Source organism: Streptococcus oralis, from assembly GCF_003944215.1.
In the GTDB taxonomy this organism is placed as follows: Bacteria; Bacillota; Bacilli; order Lactobacillales; family Streptococcaceae; genus Streptococcus; species Streptococcus oralis_BI.
Map to the genome: position 1 here is coordinate 1 of NZ_RJVZ01000006.1, position 17,525 is coordinate 17,525.

At 43.0% G+C, this 17,525-nt stretch carries 14 protein-coding genes; 3 read left to right on the top strand and 11 right to left on the bottom strand.

Annotated features, from left to right (window positions below; all coding sequences use genetic code 11):
- Positions 1-181 precede the first annotated feature (181 nt).
- From D8804_RS04310 to D8804_RS04320, 3 genes are all read right to left on the bottom strand, one after another.
- On the bottom strand, positions 182-871 hold the full coding sequence (locus D8804_RS04310; protein ID WP_049478403.1) for a gamma-glutamyl-gamma-aminobutyrate hydrolase family protein: 690 nt from the start codon (positions 869-871) through the stop codon (positions 182-184).
- A gap of 138 nt (positions 872-1,009) precedes the next feature.
- Complete coding sequence (locus D8804_RS04315; RefSeq protein ID WP_125398962.1) at positions 1,010-2,776, bottom strand: ABC transporter ATP-binding protein; 1,767 nt, start codon at positions 2,774-2,776, stop codon at positions 1,010-1,012.
- 1 nt (position 2,777) lies between these two features.
- Positions 2,778-4,484, bottom strand: coding sequence for an ABC transporter ATP-binding protein (locus tag D8804_RS04320; protein ID WP_125398963.1), 1,707 nt, complete (start codon positions 4,482-4,484; stop codon positions 2,778-2,780).
- 203 nt (positions 4,485-4,687) lie between these two features.
- On the opposite strand from D8804_RS04320, the gene D8804_RS04325 reads away from it, so the two are divergent.
- Together D8804_RS04325 and galU are read left to right on the top strand one after the other, a co-directional pair.
- Positions 4,688-5,704 (top strand): NAD(P)H-dependent glycerol-3-phosphate dehydrogenase, encoded by a 1,017-nt coding sequence (locus tag D8804_RS04325; RefSeq protein ID WP_125398964.1) that lies wholly within the window; start codon positions 4,688-4,690, stop codon positions 5,702-5,704.
- A 21-nt stretch (positions 5,705-5,725) separates the two neighbouring features.
- On the top strand, positions 5,726-6,634 hold the full coding sequence (gene galU / locus D8804_RS04330; protein ID WP_000811032.1) for a UTP--glucose-1-phosphate uridylyltransferase GalU: 909 nt from the start codon (positions 5,726-5,728) through the stop codon (positions 6,632-6,634).
- Between the two features lie 356 nt (positions 6,635-6,990).
- On the opposite strand, the gene D8804_RS04335 is transcribed toward galU, so the two are convergent.
- From D8804_RS04335 to pbp1b, 6 genes are all read right to left on the bottom strand, one after another.
- The gene (locus tag D8804_RS04335; RefSeq protein WP_125398965.1) at positions 6,991-7,671 is read right to left on the bottom strand and encodes a rhomboid family intramembrane serine protease; all 681 of its coding nucleotides are present in this window, start codon (positions 7,669-7,671) and stop codon (positions 6,991-6,993) included.
- Entirely contained in the window at positions 7,655-8,194 is a 540-nt protein-coding gene (locus D8804_RS04340; RefSeq protein ID WP_125398966.1) for a 5-formyltetrahydrofolate cyclo-ligase, read from the bottom strand. Before D8804_RS04340 ends, D8804_RS04335 begins: the two co-directional genes overlap by 17 nt.
- Positions 8,195-8,205: 11 nt before the next feature.
- The gene (locus D8804_RS04345) at positions 8,206-9,336 is read right to left on the bottom strand and encodes an N-acetyldiaminopimelate deacetylase (protein ID WP_125398967.1); all 1,131 of its coding nucleotides are present in this window, start codon (positions 9,334-9,336) and stop codon (positions 8,206-8,208) included.
- A gap of 67 nt (positions 9,337-9,403) precedes the next feature.
- Positions 9,404-10,102: a 2,3,4,5-tetrahydropyridine-2,6-dicarboxylate N-acetyltransferase gene (gene dapD / locus D8804_RS04350; RefSeq protein WP_125398968.1), complete on the bottom strand. Its 699-nt coding sequence runs from the start codon at positions 10,100-10,102 to the stop codon at positions 9,404-9,406.
- Between the two features lie 85 nt (positions 10,103-10,187).
- A complete protein-coding gene (locus tag D8804_RS04355) occupies positions 10,188-11,096 on the bottom strand; it encodes a DMT family transporter (protein ID WP_125398969.1) in 909 nt (302 codons plus the stop codon).
- A gap of 80 nt (positions 11,097-11,176) precedes the next feature.
- Positions 11,177-13,660 carry a penicillin-binding protein PBP1B gene (gene pbp1b / locus D8804_RS04360; RefSeq protein WP_125398970.1) on the bottom strand — a complete coding sequence of 828 codons (2,484 nt, stop codon included), beginning with the start codon at positions 13,658-13,660 and terminating at the stop codon, positions 11,177-11,179.
- Between the two features lie 140 nt (positions 13,661-13,800).
- Between pbp1b and tyrS the strand changes: the two genes are divergently transcribed.
- Positions 13,801-15,057, top strand: coding sequence for a tyrosine--tRNA ligase (gene tyrS, locus D8804_RS04365; RefSeq protein WP_000546907.1), 1,257 nt, complete (start codon positions 13,801-13,803; stop codon positions 15,055-15,057).
- A 77-nt stretch (positions 15,058-15,134) separates the two neighbouring features.
- On the opposite strand, the gene D8804_RS04370 is transcribed toward tyrS, so the two are convergent.
- The gene (locus D8804_RS04370) at positions 15,135-17,195 is read right to left on the bottom strand and encodes a heavy metal translocating P-type ATPase (RefSeq protein WP_125398971.1); all 2,061 of its coding nucleotides are present in this window, start codon (positions 17,193-17,195) and stop codon (positions 15,135-15,137) included.
- Position 17,196: 1 nt separating this feature from the next.
- Positions 17,197-17,475, bottom strand: coding sequence for a DUF6110 family protein (locus tag D8804_RS04375; RefSeq protein ID WP_000910910.1), 279 nt, complete (start codon positions 17,473-17,475; stop codon positions 17,197-17,199).
- Positions 17,476-17,525 lie beyond the last annotated feature (50 nt).

The window sequence follows — 17,525 nt, forward strand, 5'->3', positions numbered from 1 at the left end:
ATGTGACATAATATTCCTCCAAAATTTCTTCTCTTCTATCATAACCCTTACCTTAGATTTTTTCAAGTTTTTATACTGAATTTTTCCAAATTTTATCATAATTTAAACATTTGCGTAAAAAATGTTACAATATTAAAATTTGAACGAAATAAGACAAAAAAACGGCTAGAGATTCTAACCGTTACAATTCATTTAATAAATACTCAAATAATTCTAAATTGCCATCTTCTTCATTGACCAGGAACTCTGGGTGCCACTGTAAACCGATAATACGATGCTCGTCGACAGACTCAATCGCTTCCACTGTCTGATCTCGAGGGTCCACCGCTGTCACACGGAAATTAGGTGCCAGATCTTTGATACTCTGACGATGGACTGAGTTGACCTGACTTTCTTTGCCAAACAACTTAGCCACCACGCTTCCTTCTACTGTCTCAATAGTATGAGATGTCCCAAAAGGCAAGCCTTGCCAGTGACCTTCAATTTCTTGGTGGAGAGTGCCACCAAAAGCAACATTGACCAGCTGAACACCACGACAGATTGCCATAATTGGTTTATTCTGACGGAGCGCTTCTTTCAAGAGAGCTAGTTCAAACTCATCGCGTACAAGGTTGTAATCATCACTCTCAATAGTCTTTTTCTCCCCGTAAAACTGAGGATGGACATTTTGCCCACCTGTCAAGATGAGTTTGTCAATCATTTCCACATAATCGCGCACAATGGACTCATCTCCTACAGGAATTACTAAAGGGAGACCACCGACTTGACGAATGCTCTCTGCAAATTTACAAGATACAGATGAGTGAATGTTTTTCCCTTCTGCATCTACAGGACATAGATTTGCAGCAACTCCTACAACCGTTCTAGCCATGATGTGTCTCCTTTCGATTTTCTTGCGACAGTCTTATCTTATCACTCCAACCCTTTCCTGTCTAATATGTTTTTTTAAAGACCGTGATAAGTATTTTTTATGGACAAGAAAAAGCTGCCCAAGAGGACAACTTCTTTCTTATTCGAAGACAAATTGATTGTGATACAGTTCCGAGTAGAAACCGCCGAGCTTGAGCAACTCGTGATGATTTCCACGTTCAATGACCTCTCCATCTTTGAGGACAATAATCTGATCGGCATTGAGGATGGTTTTGAGACGATGGGCAATAACAAAACTGGTTCGTCCTGCTACAACGGCCTCCATGGCATGTTGAATCTTGCTTTCTGTTACAGTATCCACATTGGAAGTCGCTTCATCTAAGATTAGGACTTGGGGATCTGTCATCAAGGTCCGGGCGATGGAAATCAATTGTTTCTGACCAGTTGAGAAGATGTTTTGCTCATCATCAATAAGGGTATCATACTTGTCAGGCAAGCTTTCAATGTAGTCATGAATATGAGTTGCCTTGGCAGCTGCTTCGACCATTTCCTGACTGGCATCTGGCACACCAAAGCGGATATTGTCTCGGATCGTTCCACTAAACAAGACCGAATCCTGCAAGACAATCCCGACCTTGCTCCGCAGGCTGTCCAAGTCGTAGTCACGGATGTCTTTGCCATCAAAGCAAATGCTACCTGCATCCACATCGTAGAAGCGATTGATAAGGTTCATGATGGTCGTTTTCCCTGAACCAGTCGGACCGACAACTGCTATCATCTCCCCCTTAGGAGCTGAAATGCTAACATCTTTTAAAATCGGCTTGTCTGGCACATAAGAGAAATCAATATGACTGATTTCAACGCCTTCTCGCAATTCCGTAAAGGCTGGAGCATTTTGCGGGCGAATCTCTTCTTCTGCATCGAACATTTCTTGGATACGATCCGCTCCAGTAAAGGCCAACTGGAGACTTCCCCAACTCGCAGCCACCTGGATAATCGGCTGGTAGTACTGCTGAGAAAATTGGGTAAACATGACAATCAAACCTAGGGCTGTCGTTGTTTCAATACTTGGATCGTTCAGCAAGAAGGCTGAACCTGCAAAAATGACGATGGCCGTATTGACCAAGCTCATCCCATTCATAACTGGAAAGAGGATGCCTGAGAATATTCTCCCCTTAAAGGTCGCCTTGCGCACGCGCTCATTTTGCTCCACAAATCCTGCTATGATGTCTTCTTGAATTCCTTGAACGATGACAACCTTTTGACCTGAGATGCTTTCATCCATGTAGGCATTGAGTTTTCCGACTTCTTGTTGCTGGATGTTGGTGTACTTGCGAGCCATTTTTACAATAAAAACCAGCATGAGAAAGGCTACTGGTGTACTGGCAATGGTAATTAGCGCCAGCGTCACATTTTTTGAAAACATGACAAAAATCAAGCCGATGTAAAGAGCAATATTGCTCATGACCTGAACTAGGCTTTCATTGAAAGCCTGAAGGATATTGTCCAAGTCACTAGTGAAGCGTGAAAGGATATCGCCATCTTGATGGCGGTCAAAGAAAGAAACAGTCAGACGCGAAAGCTTGCCAAAGAGGCCCTTACGCATCTCATTAGTTGACTCAGAAATAATACGGGTCATCAAAATCATGTAAATCAAACTGGACACAACCAAGACCAGCACAACCATGGCTAGATTCAGCATCAGAGCTGACAAACTCTGCCAGGCTAGTTCTGAAGTGCCATTTTGATAGGCTAGGACTAGATTAGCAAGTTCGGTCACTGCTTGACCTGAAAAAACTGGAAAGAGGGCTTGGGCAATCGTCGCAACTGCAACCATCAGAATCACAATGACAAAGGAGAGCTTGTAAACTTTAAAATAATTCCAGAAAAATCGAACGGTTTTCATTTTATTCCTCCTTTCCCTTTTGTGTTTCGTAGATTTCGCGGTAGACGGCATTGTTAGCTACCAAGTCTGCATGCCTTCCTTCTCCAATCAAGCGTCCTTGGTCCAAGACCAAAATCTTGTCTGCATGGACGACTGAACTGATTTTTTGAGCGATGATAATCGTTGTTGTCCCTTTCAGGTCTTTATTCAAAGCCTCCTGAACGAGTCTCTCTGACTTGGCATCCAAGGCTGAAGTCGAATCGTCAAAAATCAGGATACGGGGATTGCTGACAATCCCTCGAGCAATCGACATCCGTTGTTTTTGTCCACCAGAAAAGTTGGTGCCCCGTTCTTCAACCTGACTCTCAAATTTGTTTTCCATGCGTCCGATAAATTCACTGGCTTGGGCAATCCGCGCCGCACGTTCAAGCTCGGATACGCTGGCATTGCCTTTTCCTTGACGGAGATTATCTGCAATAGTCCCACTAAAGAGAATAGCTCTTTGCAAGACGATGGAGACCGTTTTACGCAAGGTTCCCTCGCTGACATCTCGAATGTCCTTGCCACCAATCTTGATGGAACCCTCCTGTGGATCAAAAAGTCGTGGAATTAGCTGGGCAAGGGTGGACTTACCTGCCCCAGTCGCCCCTACCACACCGACCATCTGACCTGGTGCAACTTCAAAGCTTACATTCTTAAGCATGGGCTCTTCATCAGTAGGATAAGTGAAGGTCACATTTTCAAAAGAGAGACTTCCTTCTAGATCCTCATCTGAAAGATCCTTAAAAGTCATCGCTGGCTCGGTATCTAGAACCTCACGGATACGCATCATCGAAATCATAGCCCGACTGACAGAATTCCCTAAAAATCCAACCATGACGATTGTAAAGATAATCTGACTGAGATAGTTGACAAAGGAAGCAATAGAACCAACGACTGACGGATCCGACTGAGCCATTCCCGCAACCAACCAGATGGATAGGAAAACCGCTCCGTACCCAATGAGCATCATAAAAGGTTCCACTACTGAAAAGGCATAGCCAATATAAATATTTTGTCCCAGAAGCTCATCTGAGACCTCTGTAAACTTGTCAAATTGCTCTTTTTCCTGCACAAAGGATTTGACCACACGCACACCACGTAGATTTTCCTTGGCGATGGCATTAATTCGTTCAAGAAGGGTTTGAAACTTGGCGAAGCGTGGCCCCATCATCCCCATCATGATACCTGTAAGCGCAAAAATCAGCACTACCATAAGGACAATTACCCACCAAAGTGAAGGCAGGGTGTGAACCGCTAAGATAAAGGAACCAATAAAAAGCAAAGGAAGACGGAAAAGGATTTGGAAAACCATCATCACCATGTTCTGAATTTGGTTGATATCATTGGTCATGCGGACAACCAGATTCCCAGCATTAAACCGCTCAATGTTGGCATAAGAAAAGGTTTGGATCTTACGAAAAGCATCTTCCCGAAGATCCGAAGATACTCCCTGAGCGATATAGGCTGCAAGAATAACATTGACACCACCTGCAACCAGACCCACGAGGGCTACTCCTATCAACCATGCCCCAATACTATAAATAGCCTCATGTTGGCCAGCCAGTAGAGCATCTAAAACCTCCTGCAAATAGCGAGGTTGCAAGAGTGAGCTCGCAACCATCAAGCCTGTCATCACAAAGGATGCCAAGGCTTGCCATTTATAGGCTTTAATTTTTTCAATCAGCATACTTCCTCCTAATCAGATAGACAAAAGGGAGTGACGAAATTCGCCAGCTCCTCTCATTCTTTCATGTTGATGCTATTCTAGCAAAAAAGAGGAATCTTGTCAAAGAAGTATTTTATCTTAAAATCCTATCTTTGCCTATAAGTAGGTGCATGAAAAGGCTTTTTATGATAAAATGAAAGGAGAACTCTTAAAAGGAGGAGAAGATGAAGAAACAAACCATCGCTGTCTTGGGTCCTGGTTCTTGGGGAACTGCCCTTTCGCAGGTTCTAAACGATAATGGACACGAGGTTCGAATTTGGGGAAATATTTCTGACCAGATCGATGAAATCAATAACCAACATACAAACAAACGCTATTTCAAAGACATCCTACTCGACGAAAACATCAAGGCCTACCATGACTTGGGAGAAACATTGAAAAATGTAGACGCTGTTTTATTTGTTGTCCCAACAAAAGTAACGAGACTGGTTGCCCAACAAGTAGCAAAGGTACTCGATCACAAGGTTGTCATCATGCATGCCTCCAAAGGCTTGGAACCAGATAGTCACAAACGCCTATCAACCATTCTGGAAGAGGAAATTCCAGCTGACCTCCGTAGTGACATCGTCGTTGTTTCAGGACCTAGCCACGCTGAGGAAACCATTGTACGCGACATTACCTTGATCACTGCAGCCTCTAAAGACCTTGAAATTGCTCAGTACGTTCAAAATCTCTTTAGCAATCACTACTTCCGCCTCTATACCAATACAGATGTTATCGGGGTTGAAACCGCTGGTGCTCTTAAAAACATCATTGCAGTTGGTGCAGGAGCATTACATGGCCTAGGATTTGGCGACAATGCCAAGGCAGCCATCATCGCCCGTGGCTTGGCAGAAATCACCCGTCTAGGTGTCGCTCTTGGAGCTAATCCTCTGACTTATAGCGGTCTTTCTGGAGTTGGTGATTTGATCGTAACGGGGACATCTGTCCACTCTCGTAACTGGAGGGCAGGTGATGCTCTCGGTCGTGGAGAATCCCTCGCAGACATCGAAGCCAACATGGGCATGGTCATTGAAGGAATTTCAACGACTCGAGCAGCTTACGAACTGGCTCAGGAATTGGGTGTCTACATGCCAATCACACAAGCCATTTATCGAGTTATCTATGAAGGTGTCAATATCAAAGAAGCAATCAATGACATCATGAACAACGAATTTAAAGCAGAAAACGAATGGTCTTAGACCCTTATGGAAAGGAACATTATGAAACAAAAAGTCAGAAAAGCAGTCATCCCTGCAGCTGGATTGGGAACTCGTTTCCTCCCTGCAACCAAGGCCTTAGCCAAGGAAATGTTGCCAATCGTAGATAAACCAACCATCCAATTTATCGTTGAAGAAGCCCTCAAATCTGGAATCGAAGATATCTTGGTTGTTACTGGTAAGTCAAAACGTTCCATTGAGGACCACTTCGACTCAAACTTCGAATTGGAATACAACCTCAAAGAAAAAGGGAAAACGGATCTTTTGAAGCTAGTTGATGAAACAACTGGCATGCGTCTGCATTTTATCCGCCAAACTCATCCACGCGGTCTCGGAGATGCTGTTTTGCAAGCCAAGGCTTTCGTTGGAAATGAACCTTTTGTCGTTATGCTTGGGGATGACTTGATGGATATCACTAATGAAAAGGCTGTTCCGCTCACCAAACAACTCATGGATGACTATGAACGTACCCACGCGTCTACTATCGCTGTCATGCCTGTCCCTCACGATGAAGTATCTGCCTATGGGGTTATTGCTCCGCAAGGCGAAGGGAAAAACGGCCTTTACAGTGTTGAAACCTTTGTTGAAAAACCTGCTCCAGAGGACGCTCCTAGCGACCTTGCTATTATTGGACGCTACCTCCTCACGCCTGAAATTTTCCAAATCCTCGAAAACCAAGCTCCAGGTGCAGGAAATGAAATTCAGCTAACAGATGCGATCGACACCCTCAATAAAACACAACGTGTATTTGCTCGTGAGTTCAAGGGTTCCCGCTACGATGTCGGAGATAAGTTTGGCTTTATGAAAACGTCCATCGACTACGCTCTGAGACACCCCCAAGTCAAAGACGACTTGAAAGACTACCTCATCCAACTCGGAAAAGAGTTAGCTGGAGAGAAATTAAAAAAATAATCTATAACAAAAGAAGAACTAGGGTGGTTGACTATTCTAGTTCTTTTTTTATTTGCACTCATCTCATCCCTGTACTTTGCCTATCATCGAAGAAAAGAATCGATAGGTCGAGCAGTTCCCACACCTGTCTCTAATTATTTGCCAAATTTTGTGAAAGCACTATACTTCTGTTTGTTTTTTATAAAAATAGGAGTATACTAAGTTAGTATAATAAAATAAAAAACACCGAATCGGTGCTCACTTTTTCAAGTTGTGTACGGACAAAGCCTTATTTTAACTCGCTGTGTTGTTTCGAATGGTTCAAATTCACATAAAAAGCTACTCATTTTTTGGGTAGCTTTTTAAGTATTCCAAACTTACACATAGCTCATTCCTTTGTAGAAAAGGAAAACGGCGAGTGCGACAAAAAGTAGGGTTGCTCCGATTCGCTGGCTGGTACTAAACGTCCTTCTTTCCCATTTAACTGGAAAGATGACTGCTAGAAAGGCACCTCCTACTGCGCCACCGATATGCCCTGCTAGGCTGATTCCTGGAATCAGAATACTTCCAATGATATTTATCACGAAAAGCGTCAGGTAGGATTGCCCTAACTGCTGGATATAGGGGCTGCGAGTCGCATAGCGCAAAACGATAATCGCAGCAAATAATCCATAGAGAGAGGTGGATGCTCCTGCTGCTAGGACTTTCGGTGTGAAAGCAAACACAAAGAGATTGCCCATCATTCCTGATAAGAGATAAAGAAGGAAAAATTGCTTAGAGCCGAAAATCTCCTCCACCTGTCGCCCAAGAAAGTAGAGTGAAATCATATTGACAATGAAATGTTCCCAACCAATATGCACAAATATAGCCGAAAAAAGGCGCCATATCTGCTCTGGGAACAGGCGAATGATCGGTCCATACATAGCTCCAAACTGAAACAGAGTTTTTGTCTGATCAAAGTTGATACCCGTAGTAATCAACATCAAGAGAAATACCAAAGCTGTCATTAGGAGAAAAAGACTAGTAACAGGGTAACGTTTATCAAAGATTTCCTTCATAGATTAGCACCTCCTGGACGGGAATATCGTGGTCTTCCGAGTTAAATTCTTGAACTTGACAAGGATAGATTGTGCTCATGGTCTGACCAGCAAAATTCTCCAAATAGCGGTCGTAGTAGCCTCCGCCATATCCGATCCGATAGCCCTCTTTCGTAAAAGCCAACCCTGGAACATGAATTAAATCAATCTGAGAGGCATCCACCACTTCCAAGTCCCCTTGGGGCTCCAGTAAACCAAAGGAAGTTTTTTTCAACTGCTGCGGATCGTAGACCACAAACTCCATGCGCCCCTTGGGATAGGTTTTGGGTATCAGTACCTTCTTGCCATCCCTCAGCGCCTGATCGATCAGTCCCTGCGTTTGAAACTCATGCGGAAAAGAGAGATAGGTTGCGATGACCTTGGCTTCTTGGTAAAAAAGATGGTTCAAAAATCTTTCTGTTAAAGCTCGATCCATAGCCTGTTTTTGCTCCTGAGATAAAGCCTTCATTTCTCGCAAAACTTGCTTGCGTAATTCCGATTTCATAGATAATTCCTCTACTCCGCCGCCTTCTTTTTCAGGAAACTAGATACTGCTTCCACCCCAACGGCTAAGGCTTCTTCCTTAGGACTCATCTGAGGGTGATGAAGGGCGTAGGGACTGTTGATACCTAGCCAGAACATAACGCCATCTACCTTCGAAAGGAGATAACCAAAGTCCTCACCAGTCATAGCTGGCTCGATATCAATCAACTCAATTCCGTCTTTCTCTTCAAAAAAGGCCATCAGTTCACGCGCCAAGGCTGGATTGTTCTCAACAGGTAGGTAGCCCCCTTGTTTGAGTTCTACTTCGACTTCCATATCAAAGGCTGCTGCAACCCCTTCTGCGACTGTCTTGACTCTCTTTTGTACCAAGAGGCTCATGTCCTGAGTCAAGGCACGAATGGTTCCGTGTAAAAATGCTGTGTCTGTAATGACATTGTTGGTTGTTCCAGCTTGGAAAAGGCCAAAGGTAACCACCGCTCCCTCGATTGGGTTGACATTGCGGCTGACAACTGACTGCACCTGGGTGATAAAGTAGCTAGCAGCCACCAAGGCGTCATTGGCTTCATGCGGAAAGGCTGCGTGTCCCCCTTTCCCTTTGAAACGGATCTTAACCTCGCAAGTCCCAGCAAAGAGCGTGTGAGTATTGGTCGCAATCTGTCCAACCTTTAGATCTGGACGAACATGGAGACCATAAAATTGGTCTGGTAGCCAGTCCCCAAAAGCACCATCTTCATACATGAGCATACCACCAGCTTCATTTTCTTCAGCAGGCTGAAATAGGAAGAGCAAATTATTCTTGGGTTGCTCCTCAAGGGCGTGTTCTAGACAGCCCAAGGCAATAGTCATGTGGAAATCATGTCCGCAAGCATGCATACGACCTTGATGTTGGGAAGAAAAAGGCAGTCCTGTTTGTTCGACGATAGGCAGACCATCAATGTCTGTTCGCCAACCAATGGTTCGTTCCGGCTGACTTCCCTGCAGGTAGACCAAAATCCCTGTTCGCCAAGTACGAACTTGAACAAAATTCTTGCCCGTAGTCAATTTCTCAATCACATCCAGCAAATAAGCCTGAGTCTTGAATTCCTCCAAACCAATCTCTGGAATCTGATGTAAATCTCGTCTGGTCTGAATCAAATCTAACATCTATCTGTCCTCCTATATAGCAGAAAGAGGCTGGAAAAAGGGTTCCGCCTCTTTTTTACTTTTACCATTACAAAGTACGAAGCGCATCCTCTAGCGCTGTTTTTTGTTGGGTTTGGCTGTCAATTTCTTTGATGATACGAGCTGGAACACCTGCTACTACAACGTTTTCTGGGACATCTTGAGTCACGATAGCTCCTGCAGCGACAACTGAACCACTACCGATTTGGACTCCTTCGATAACCACTGCATTGGCTCCGATGAGAACATTGTCCCCGACACGAACTGGTTCAGCGCTAGCTGGCTCAATCACACCTGCCAAAACTGCACCTGCACCAACGTGGCTGTTTTTCCCAACGATGGCACGGCCACCAAGGATAGCACCCATATCAATCATGGTTCCAGCACCGATTTCAGCACCGATATTGATAACAGCTCCCATCATGATAACAGCATTGTCACCAATTTCCACCTGGTCACGGATAATAGCACCTGGCTCGATACGAGCATTGATAGCACGTTTGTCTAGCAAGGGAACTGCCGAATTACGAGCATCTTGCTCGACAACATAGTCTTGATTTTCTACTAAACCATCGAGAAGCGGAGCGACGTCCTTCCAGTCTCCAAATAAAACATTCCCTAGTTTGACAACAGAGCTAGGTAGAGCAGATGCGAGTTCTCCCTCAAAGGTTACTTTAACACTGGTTTTCTTTTCCGCATTGGCGATAAATTGAATGATTTCTTGGGCATTCATTTTTGTGGCAGTCATAGGCGCCTCCTGATTCATTATAATGATACCTATTCTACCAAAAAAGGCTTCAAATTTGAAGCCTTAAGCACTCGAACAGAACATTTTACCTTTCCTTCGTTTCCTCAATTGATAAGAAAACCATTGGAACGATAATCAAAATCATAGCCAAAGCTAGAAAACCATCCAAAACCATACCTAGAAATAGCACACTTAACAATGCGGAAGATAAAGGTTCGCTGGCACTCACAACTGACACAACTAACGGTGAGACGAGTAGCACAGCCTTCATCGAAAGGAAAAAAGCAAAAGCCGTTCCAAACACAGCAATAGTAAAACAAATCAAAAGGCTCGTCACATCAAGTTGAAAGGTAATCTGATGAACAGGATAAAGAAAATTGCTAAAAACACCTGCTAGCAACATCCCCCAACCAACGGTTGGCACAAAACCATAGTCACGTGCAAAACGCTGAGGCAGAATAACGTTGAACATGACCCCTACAGCACTTAGTAGCCCTGTCACCAAAGCCAGAGGTGTCATTGATAGCTTGGATAAATCCCCTTTTGTAGCCATCAAAAAAACACCTAGCATGGCAATCAAAACATAGAGAATGGCTGTGATAGAAGCCTTCTTTTGATAGACGATACGATTATAAAACAAGATAAAAACTGGACTGATAAATTGCAAAATCGTTGCTGTCGTCGCATTGGAATATTCAACGCAGAGATAGAAGAAAAACTGTACAGAAAAAATCCCCAGAATAGCGTAGGCGAAAAAAGGCAGATAGTTTTTCTTATTTCGCCAAATGTCCAATAGTTGAAAGCGCAACTGAAAGGCAGATAAAAACAAGACCAAGCTACCTGCCAAAAGCAGGCGCATGGAAGTGATCCAGCCAGACGACACCTGATAATGAGCGAAAAAATATTCTCCTAAAATACCACAAATTCCCCAAATCAGACCTGACAACAGTGAATATAGAGTTCCCTTAAAAATCTTCTTTTGATACTTATTCATTCTCCTATTGTAACACGAAATGAAAAAAGAAAAAAGTAGCACGAAACATAATATTAAATGAAACTTGCTACTTTTTTATTCTATCGATTTGATTGATTTGAGCGAGTTGATGAGCTTGTTCCCGAACTACCACTTGAACTTGGGAGAGTTGGGGTCGGGAGACTCGGTAAACTTCCTAGGATGTTCTTCCAAGCATTTTGATAATCTGCATTGCTCCCTCCAATGGCAAAGCGGTAAGTGGTTACTGGCGCCCCTTCTTTAGTAGCCCAGTAGCTCGTTACTGTAGAACCTGAAACGGTGACTTCTTTGCCATTGATTGTGACCTTGCCAGGTTTCTCTCCTGTCGATTTGAGGACTTGAGACTTGGTCACACTTGGGTCTAGACTAAAGCGCTCATTCCCCCATATGCCAGGTTCGGCTTGCTGGATAGCATTGACCAAGTGGGCCATATAATTAGAGTTATTGGAATAACCAGCTCTACGTGATAGTGAATGATTATTATCATGCCCAATCCATCCACCTAGGGTTAATCTAGGTGTCGAAAGCATGAGCCACATATTTTCATCTTCATTGGTCGTGCCAGTTTTTCCGATCCAGTCGGCGCGAGCTAGACTTGGATTGATAGAGGTCAAATCAGTCTGAAAGCTTGACGTAACTCGAGATGAGATCACCTCTCGAAGCAAACTCTGCATGATGGTCGCTGTCGCTTTTGAATAAACTTGGACAGATTGAATTTTATGTTCATAAATCACTTGCCCAGTCGTCGATTCAATCTTGGAAATCATATGTTTCTTGTGGTAGACCCCATTATTAGCCAAGGTCTGATAACCATTGGTATGCTGGGCGACTGTAACATCAATCCCCCCACCCATCGGTAAACTTTCAATGCCATATTCTGGGATTTCGTAACCCATTTTTTCCATATAACCCTTGACATCAACACCCTTCTCTCGAAGTGTACGATAAGTCCAGTAGGCTGGGATATTCCATGAGTAGTTAAGGGCTTCTCCCAAGGTCATCATGCCCGTACCAGGACTATTGGCATACATGATGGGATTGCCGTTTGAAAAGTTTGTCGGATAGTTAGACAAGATACTTGCACTTCCCATCAAACCTTGGTCAATAGCGATACCATAGGCCAGTATAGGCTTCGTGGTTGAAGCTGGAGAACGTTTGGTGTCAATGGCATGATTGTTCTGATTTTCTTGATAATTACGACCACCAACAAATCCAAGAATGGCTCCTGTTTGGTTGTCCATGAGGACATTTCCTACTTCGGGCTGGCCTGTCGAATCATCTAGCAGATATCCGTAGGTCGCAACCGCATTTTGCATCGCAGCATGAACGTTTTTATTGATAGTTGTCGTAATCTTATACCCACCATTCTCAATTTCCTTGGTTGCTAGGTCATGATAAGCCTTCTGGATGGACTCATTCTTTAACTCTTGAGCAGAGACATGATCTCTCTCAACTAGATAATCATACATCCGATCGGTAGCTTCTGCCAAGGTTGCAAAGTAAAGATAGTCGCGTGAGCTTCCGTTGACACTACCTGATGGTAGGAAGTCTTTCTTAAAGTCATAATCCTTGTACTTATCGTAGTCTTCCTGACTTAGAGCCCCTGTCCGGTACATGTTGTAGAGAACATCCTTGGCACGCTTGATTCCCAAAGCCATATCCTCATCACTCTTCATACTACCATCAGATTCATAAGGAGAGTAACTAATCGGACTCTGTGGCAATCCTGCGATAAAGGCTGCTTGAGGGACCGTTAAATCCGAAGCATTGACTCCAAAGATTCCTTCTGCAGCCTGCTGGGCACCTGCAATATTTTGGCCTTTATGATTGCGACCAAAAGGAGCAATATTCAGATAGGTTGTCAGAATTTCGTCCTTGCTCATGACACGCTCCAAGGCAAGAGCATCTACGATTTCTGTCGCCTTACGAGCCAAGGTTGGAGCATCCCCTACCACCTGTTGCTTGATGACCTGCTGGGTCAAGGTCGAACCACCACTAGACGAGCCTAGACCGACAAAGGTTCCCAAGGTCGCACGAATAACGGCCTTAGGCACAACTCCCTTGTGTTCATTGAAATGCTCGTCCTCTGTCGCAATAATGGCTTTCTTAAGATTATCTGATATAGCATCCGAAGCAACTGAAGTGCGCAACAAATCGCCCTCGATCGAAGCGATGGTAGTCCCGTCAGAATAGGCGATTTCTGAGATGGAGGCAATATCCTTCACTTGCTTGACCAACTCCTCTGCTTGAGGAACCTGAGCCTTGTCAAATAGAGCGACTCCATAACCCATAGCCACCCCAGCACCAAACAGTCCACCGATAAAACCTAGGATAAAGAGAGTATTAAAAACTATTTTAAACCCACTCAAAACCTTAGCAAAATTAGATCCTGCCCTTCCAACTTTATCAGAAGAGGTCCCCTTTTTACCGGTTTTCTTATTAGCCAGTTTTTCTGCTAGTCTTTTCTTCCATTTTGCAATTCGTTGCATTAGCTGCTGAAAAAAATGCAGCATTTTTGTTTTTAATTCATTAATTCTTTCTTTCATGAATGTCCTCGCTTTCTCTATTATACCATAAAAGGAAAACTTTCAATAAAATAGCCACTTTCTTCCCTATTCTACTAGGCTATTAATCAAGTTTGTGATACAATAGGTAGAAACAATATTTTATAAAGGAGAAAAGACACATGCACATTTTTGATGAGCTAAAAGAGCGTGGTTTGATTTTTCAAACGACTGATGAAGAAGCTTTGCGCAAAGCCCTAGAAGAAGGTCAAGTTTCTTATTATACTGGCTACGATCCAACTGCTGACAGCCTTCACCTAGGCCACCTTGTCGCAATCTTGACAAGTCGTCGTTTGCAACTAGCAGGTCACAAACCTTATGCGCTCGTTGGCGGTGCAACAGGTCTCATCGGAGATCCGTCCTTCAAAGATGCTGAGCGTAGTCTCCAAACAAAAGACACAGTAGAGGGCTGGGTCAAGTCTATCCAAGGACAACTTTCTCGTTTTCTTGACTTTGAAAATGGGGAAAATAAAGCTGTCATGGTCAACAACTACGACTGGTTTGGCAGCATCAGCTTCATTGACTTCCTCCGTGATGTCGGAAAATACTTCACTGTCAACTACATGATGAGCAAGGAGTCTGTGAAGAAACGGATTGAAACAGGGATTTCTTACACTGAGTTTGCCTACCAAATCATGCAAGGGTATGACTTCTACGTCCTTAACCAAGAGCACAACGTAACGCTACAAATCGGTGGTTCTGACCAGTGGGGCAATATGACAGCTGGTACCGAATTGCTTCGTCGTAAGGCTGACAAGACTGGTCACGTTATCACTGTTCCACTCATCACAGACGCAACTGGTAAGAAATTTGGTAAATCAGAAGGAAACGCAGTCTGGCTCAACCCTGAAAAGACTTCTCCATACGAAATGTACCAATTCTGGATGAACGTGATGGATGCTGACGCTGTTCGCTTCTTGAAAATCTTTACCTTCTTATCACTTGATGAGATTGAAGACATCCGCAAACAATTTGAAGCTGCTCCACACGAACGCTTGGCTCAAAAAGTCCTGGCTCGTGAAGTCGTGACTCTTGTTCACGGAGAAGAAGCTTACAAAGAAGCTCTTAACATAACTGAGCAACTCTTTGCTGGAAACATCAAAAACCTTTCTGTCAAAGAACTCAAACAAGGACTTCGTGGAGTGCCAAACTACCAAGTACAGGCAGACGAAAACCACAATATCGTGGAACTTCTCGTCTCATCTGGTGTGGTCAATTCAAAACGCCAAGCCCGTGAAGACGTTCAAAACGGAGCTATCTACGTCAACGGCGACCGTATCCAAGACCTTGACTATGTCTTGAGCGACGCAGATAAGTTAGAAAACGAACTCACTGTTATCCGCCGCGGGAAGAAGAAATACTTTGTGTTGACTTACTAAATTGTTAAACATTTACCTATAAACAAAGGAGTTACCCTCGAGAAAGGTAACTCCTTTTTGCTGTGAATAGTCCCCATCTATCCCTTAATAGACAGGCTACGCAGGACTATGCGTAAGGTTGTTAGATTATGTAGGATAGAGAGGTTTGAAGGACTGAGCCAATTAAACAAGCCAAAGCCAATCAAACTACTATTTACGACAACGGTATCTTGAATATTCTTCTTGATGAGTGTTTGCAAAGATGATGATAGCCAATCCAACTCTTGGAAGAAATCCAAACGATTATCTAACAATAAGATATCGCTCATCTGCTTAGAAATATCTGNACTCTCATTCATCACCACACCGATATCTGATAGGGTTAGAGCCGCTGAGTCATTCAATCCATCTCCAACCATCAAAATCGTGTGACCTGCTTTCTGCAGTTCCTCTACTAACTCAAATTTCCCATCAGGTTTCAAGTCTGTATAGACCTGATCAAAGGGCAAATCTTTGACTAATTCCTCTGTCCTAACCAAGGTGTCCCCTGTTGCCAGAATCAATTTTTTCCCTTGTGCCTTAAGTTTCTCCAAGGCTGCTTTTGCTTCTTTTCTCAAAGGAGTATGAATGCAGAACATTCCAATCAATTCATTCTGATAAGCCAAGAATAAGAGATTGTAGTGACTCTTGTACTCTTCAATTAAAGCATTTTGTTCTGAACTGATATGAATCTGCTCATCCTGCATCAAGACATAATTCCCAATAAGAACTGGTTGGCCATCTATATGAGATTTGATCCCCTTGCTTGCAATATATTGGAGTTTCCCATGCATTTCCTCATGTTCAATTCCCTCTATCTCAGCTTGCTTGACGATGGCATTAGCAATAGGATGATAAATGTGTTCCTCAAGACAGGCACTGATTCTGAGAATATCTTCCTCACTATAGTCCCCAAAAGGTAACACCTTTTCAACTATAGGATAACTAGTTGTGATTGTTCCCGTCTTATCAAACAAGAAAGTATCAACTTCCAGATATTTCTCCAGAACATCCCCATCCTTAATCACCATTTCACGGTTCAACCCCTCCTTGATAGCTGTCAAATAAGCTACAGGAGTAGAGATTTTCAAAGCGCAGGAGAAATCGACTAATAGGAAAGAAATAGCCTTAGAAAAAGAACCTGTTAATAGGTAAGTTAGCCCAGCCCCCAAGAAATTATATTTGACGACCTTATCCGCCATCTTGATGAAATAGCGTTGTTTCGTTTTCTTGTTTTCTTCAGATTTCTTCATTAACTCAATCAGTTGTAAAATCCGGCTGTTCATCTGATTATCGGTTACACGAATGCGTAACTCTCCAGTTTCTAATACTGTATTTGCACAAACCAAATCAGACTCTCTTTTTTCAACTGGAAAACTCTCTCCCGTCAAGGAACTTTCGTTGACCATACCTAAACCTGAAACTACTTGTCCATCAAACAGAATTTCATTTCCTTGAGATAGGACCAAGACATCTCCTATTTGAACATCGGAACTCTTGATACTAACAACCGTATCGCCCTGTACTAAGAATACGTCGCTCTCTTTTGCAAGAAGGCTTTGTTCTAAATCTGTTGCAGTTTTTTTCAAAGACCACTGATCTAAATGATTCCCCAAATCAAGCATAAACATGATATTGCTAGCTGTCTTGGATTGGTTCATAAACAAGGACAATAAAATCGCCGAACAGTCCAAGACTTCCATCGTTAGTTCCTTACGCGCTAGTGTTTGATAGGCTTCTCTAATATAACCCAAAGCCTGATAACAAGTCCATATATAGCGAATAGGATACGGCACAAAACTACGAAAAAGTACACGCTTAATCGCTGCACCTGAAACAATAGAATAAGCACTCTCTTCTCTACGAATGGGAAGAGTCATCAACTCAGAAACTTTCCCTTTATCAATTCTTTTTAAAAAGGCTTCTGCATTATCTAATACAGAAAAGCCTTCTTTTATGCGTAGAGTAAAGTGCTGTTGATCCATGTAAAACTGGATAGACTCAATCCCCTTTTCATCTCTCGCCAAGGAACGAAGATAGTCTTGAATATCCAAGGTGAGTGAAAAAGAAGATGATAGTCGGATATGTTGGTATCCTCTATGTAGCACTTTAAAAGACATATTATTCTCCTATAAGGCTATCTAATTGCTCTTCTTTTTTCTCTTGCTCGTACAAATATTTGGCATCTTGCAAGACATCGTCTCCATGTTGTTTCACAACAGAAACAGATGCATCTAGCCCGTCTTTCAACTTGTAAGCCTTAGCCAAAGCTTTAGAATAACCTTTTTTAGCTTCCTTACTTGCCAAGATTTTCAAACCAAGGGTACCAAATGCGACACCACCCAAAAAGAGTGATGATTTTTTCGCAACTTTTGCAACGGTTAATACTTCTTTTAACATACTTATTTCCTCCTTATCATTATTATATAGCAATTTAGATATAAAAGCAA

Bases quoted from the DNA above. Each gene is read 5' to 3' on its own strand.
- galU (WP_000811032.1), top strand. From the start codon at position 5,726: ATGAAACAAAAAGTCAGAAAAGCAGTCATCCCTGCAGCTGGATTGGGA.
- D8804_RS04355 (WP_125398969.1), bottom strand. From the start codon at position 11,096: ATGAATAAGTATCAAAAGAAGATTTTTAAGGGAACTCTATATTCACTG.
- D8804_RS04325 (WP_125398964.1), top strand. From the start codon at position 4,688: ATGAAGAAACAAACCATCGCTGTCTTGGGTCCTGGTTCTTGGGGAACT.
- D8804_RS04340 (WP_125398966.1), bottom strand. From the start codon at position 8,194: ATGAAATCGGAATTACGCAAGCAAGTTTTGCGAGAAATGAAGGCTTTA.
- D8804_RS04320 (WP_125398963.1), bottom strand. From the start codon at position 4,484: ATGCTGATTGAAAAAATTAAAGCCTATAAATGGCAAGCCTTGGCATCC.
- tyrS (WP_000546907.1), top strand. From the start codon at position 13,801: ATGCACATTTTTGATGAGCTAAAAGAGCGTGGTTTGATTTTTCAAACG.
- D8804_RS04315 (WP_125398962.1), bottom strand. From the start codon at position 2,776: ATGAAAACCGTTCGATTTTTCTGGAATTATTTTAAAGTTTACAAGCTC.
- pbp1b (WP_125398970.1), bottom strand. From the start codon at position 13,660: ATGAAAGAAAGAATTAATGAATTAAAAACAAAAATGCTGCATTTTTTT.
- dapD (WP_125398968.1), bottom strand. From the start codon at position 10,102: ATGACTGCCACAAAAATGAATGCCCAAGAAATCATTCAATTTATCGCC.
- D8804_RS04310 (WP_049478403.1), bottom strand. From the start codon at position 871: ATGGCTAGAACGGTTGTAGGAGTTGCTGCAAATCTATGTCCTGTAGAT.
- D8804_RS04345 (WP_125398967.1), bottom strand. From the start codon at position 9,336: ATGTTAGATTTGATTCAGACCAGACGAGATTTACATCAGATTCCAGAG.
- D8804_RS04335 (WP_125398965.1), bottom strand. From the start codon at position 7,671: ATGAAGGAAATCTTTGATAAACGTTACCCTGTTACTAGTCTTTTTCTC.
- D8804_RS04375 (WP_000910910.1), bottom strand. From the start codon at position 17,475: ATGTTAAAAGAAGTATTAACCGTTGCAAAAGTTGCGAAAAAATCATCA.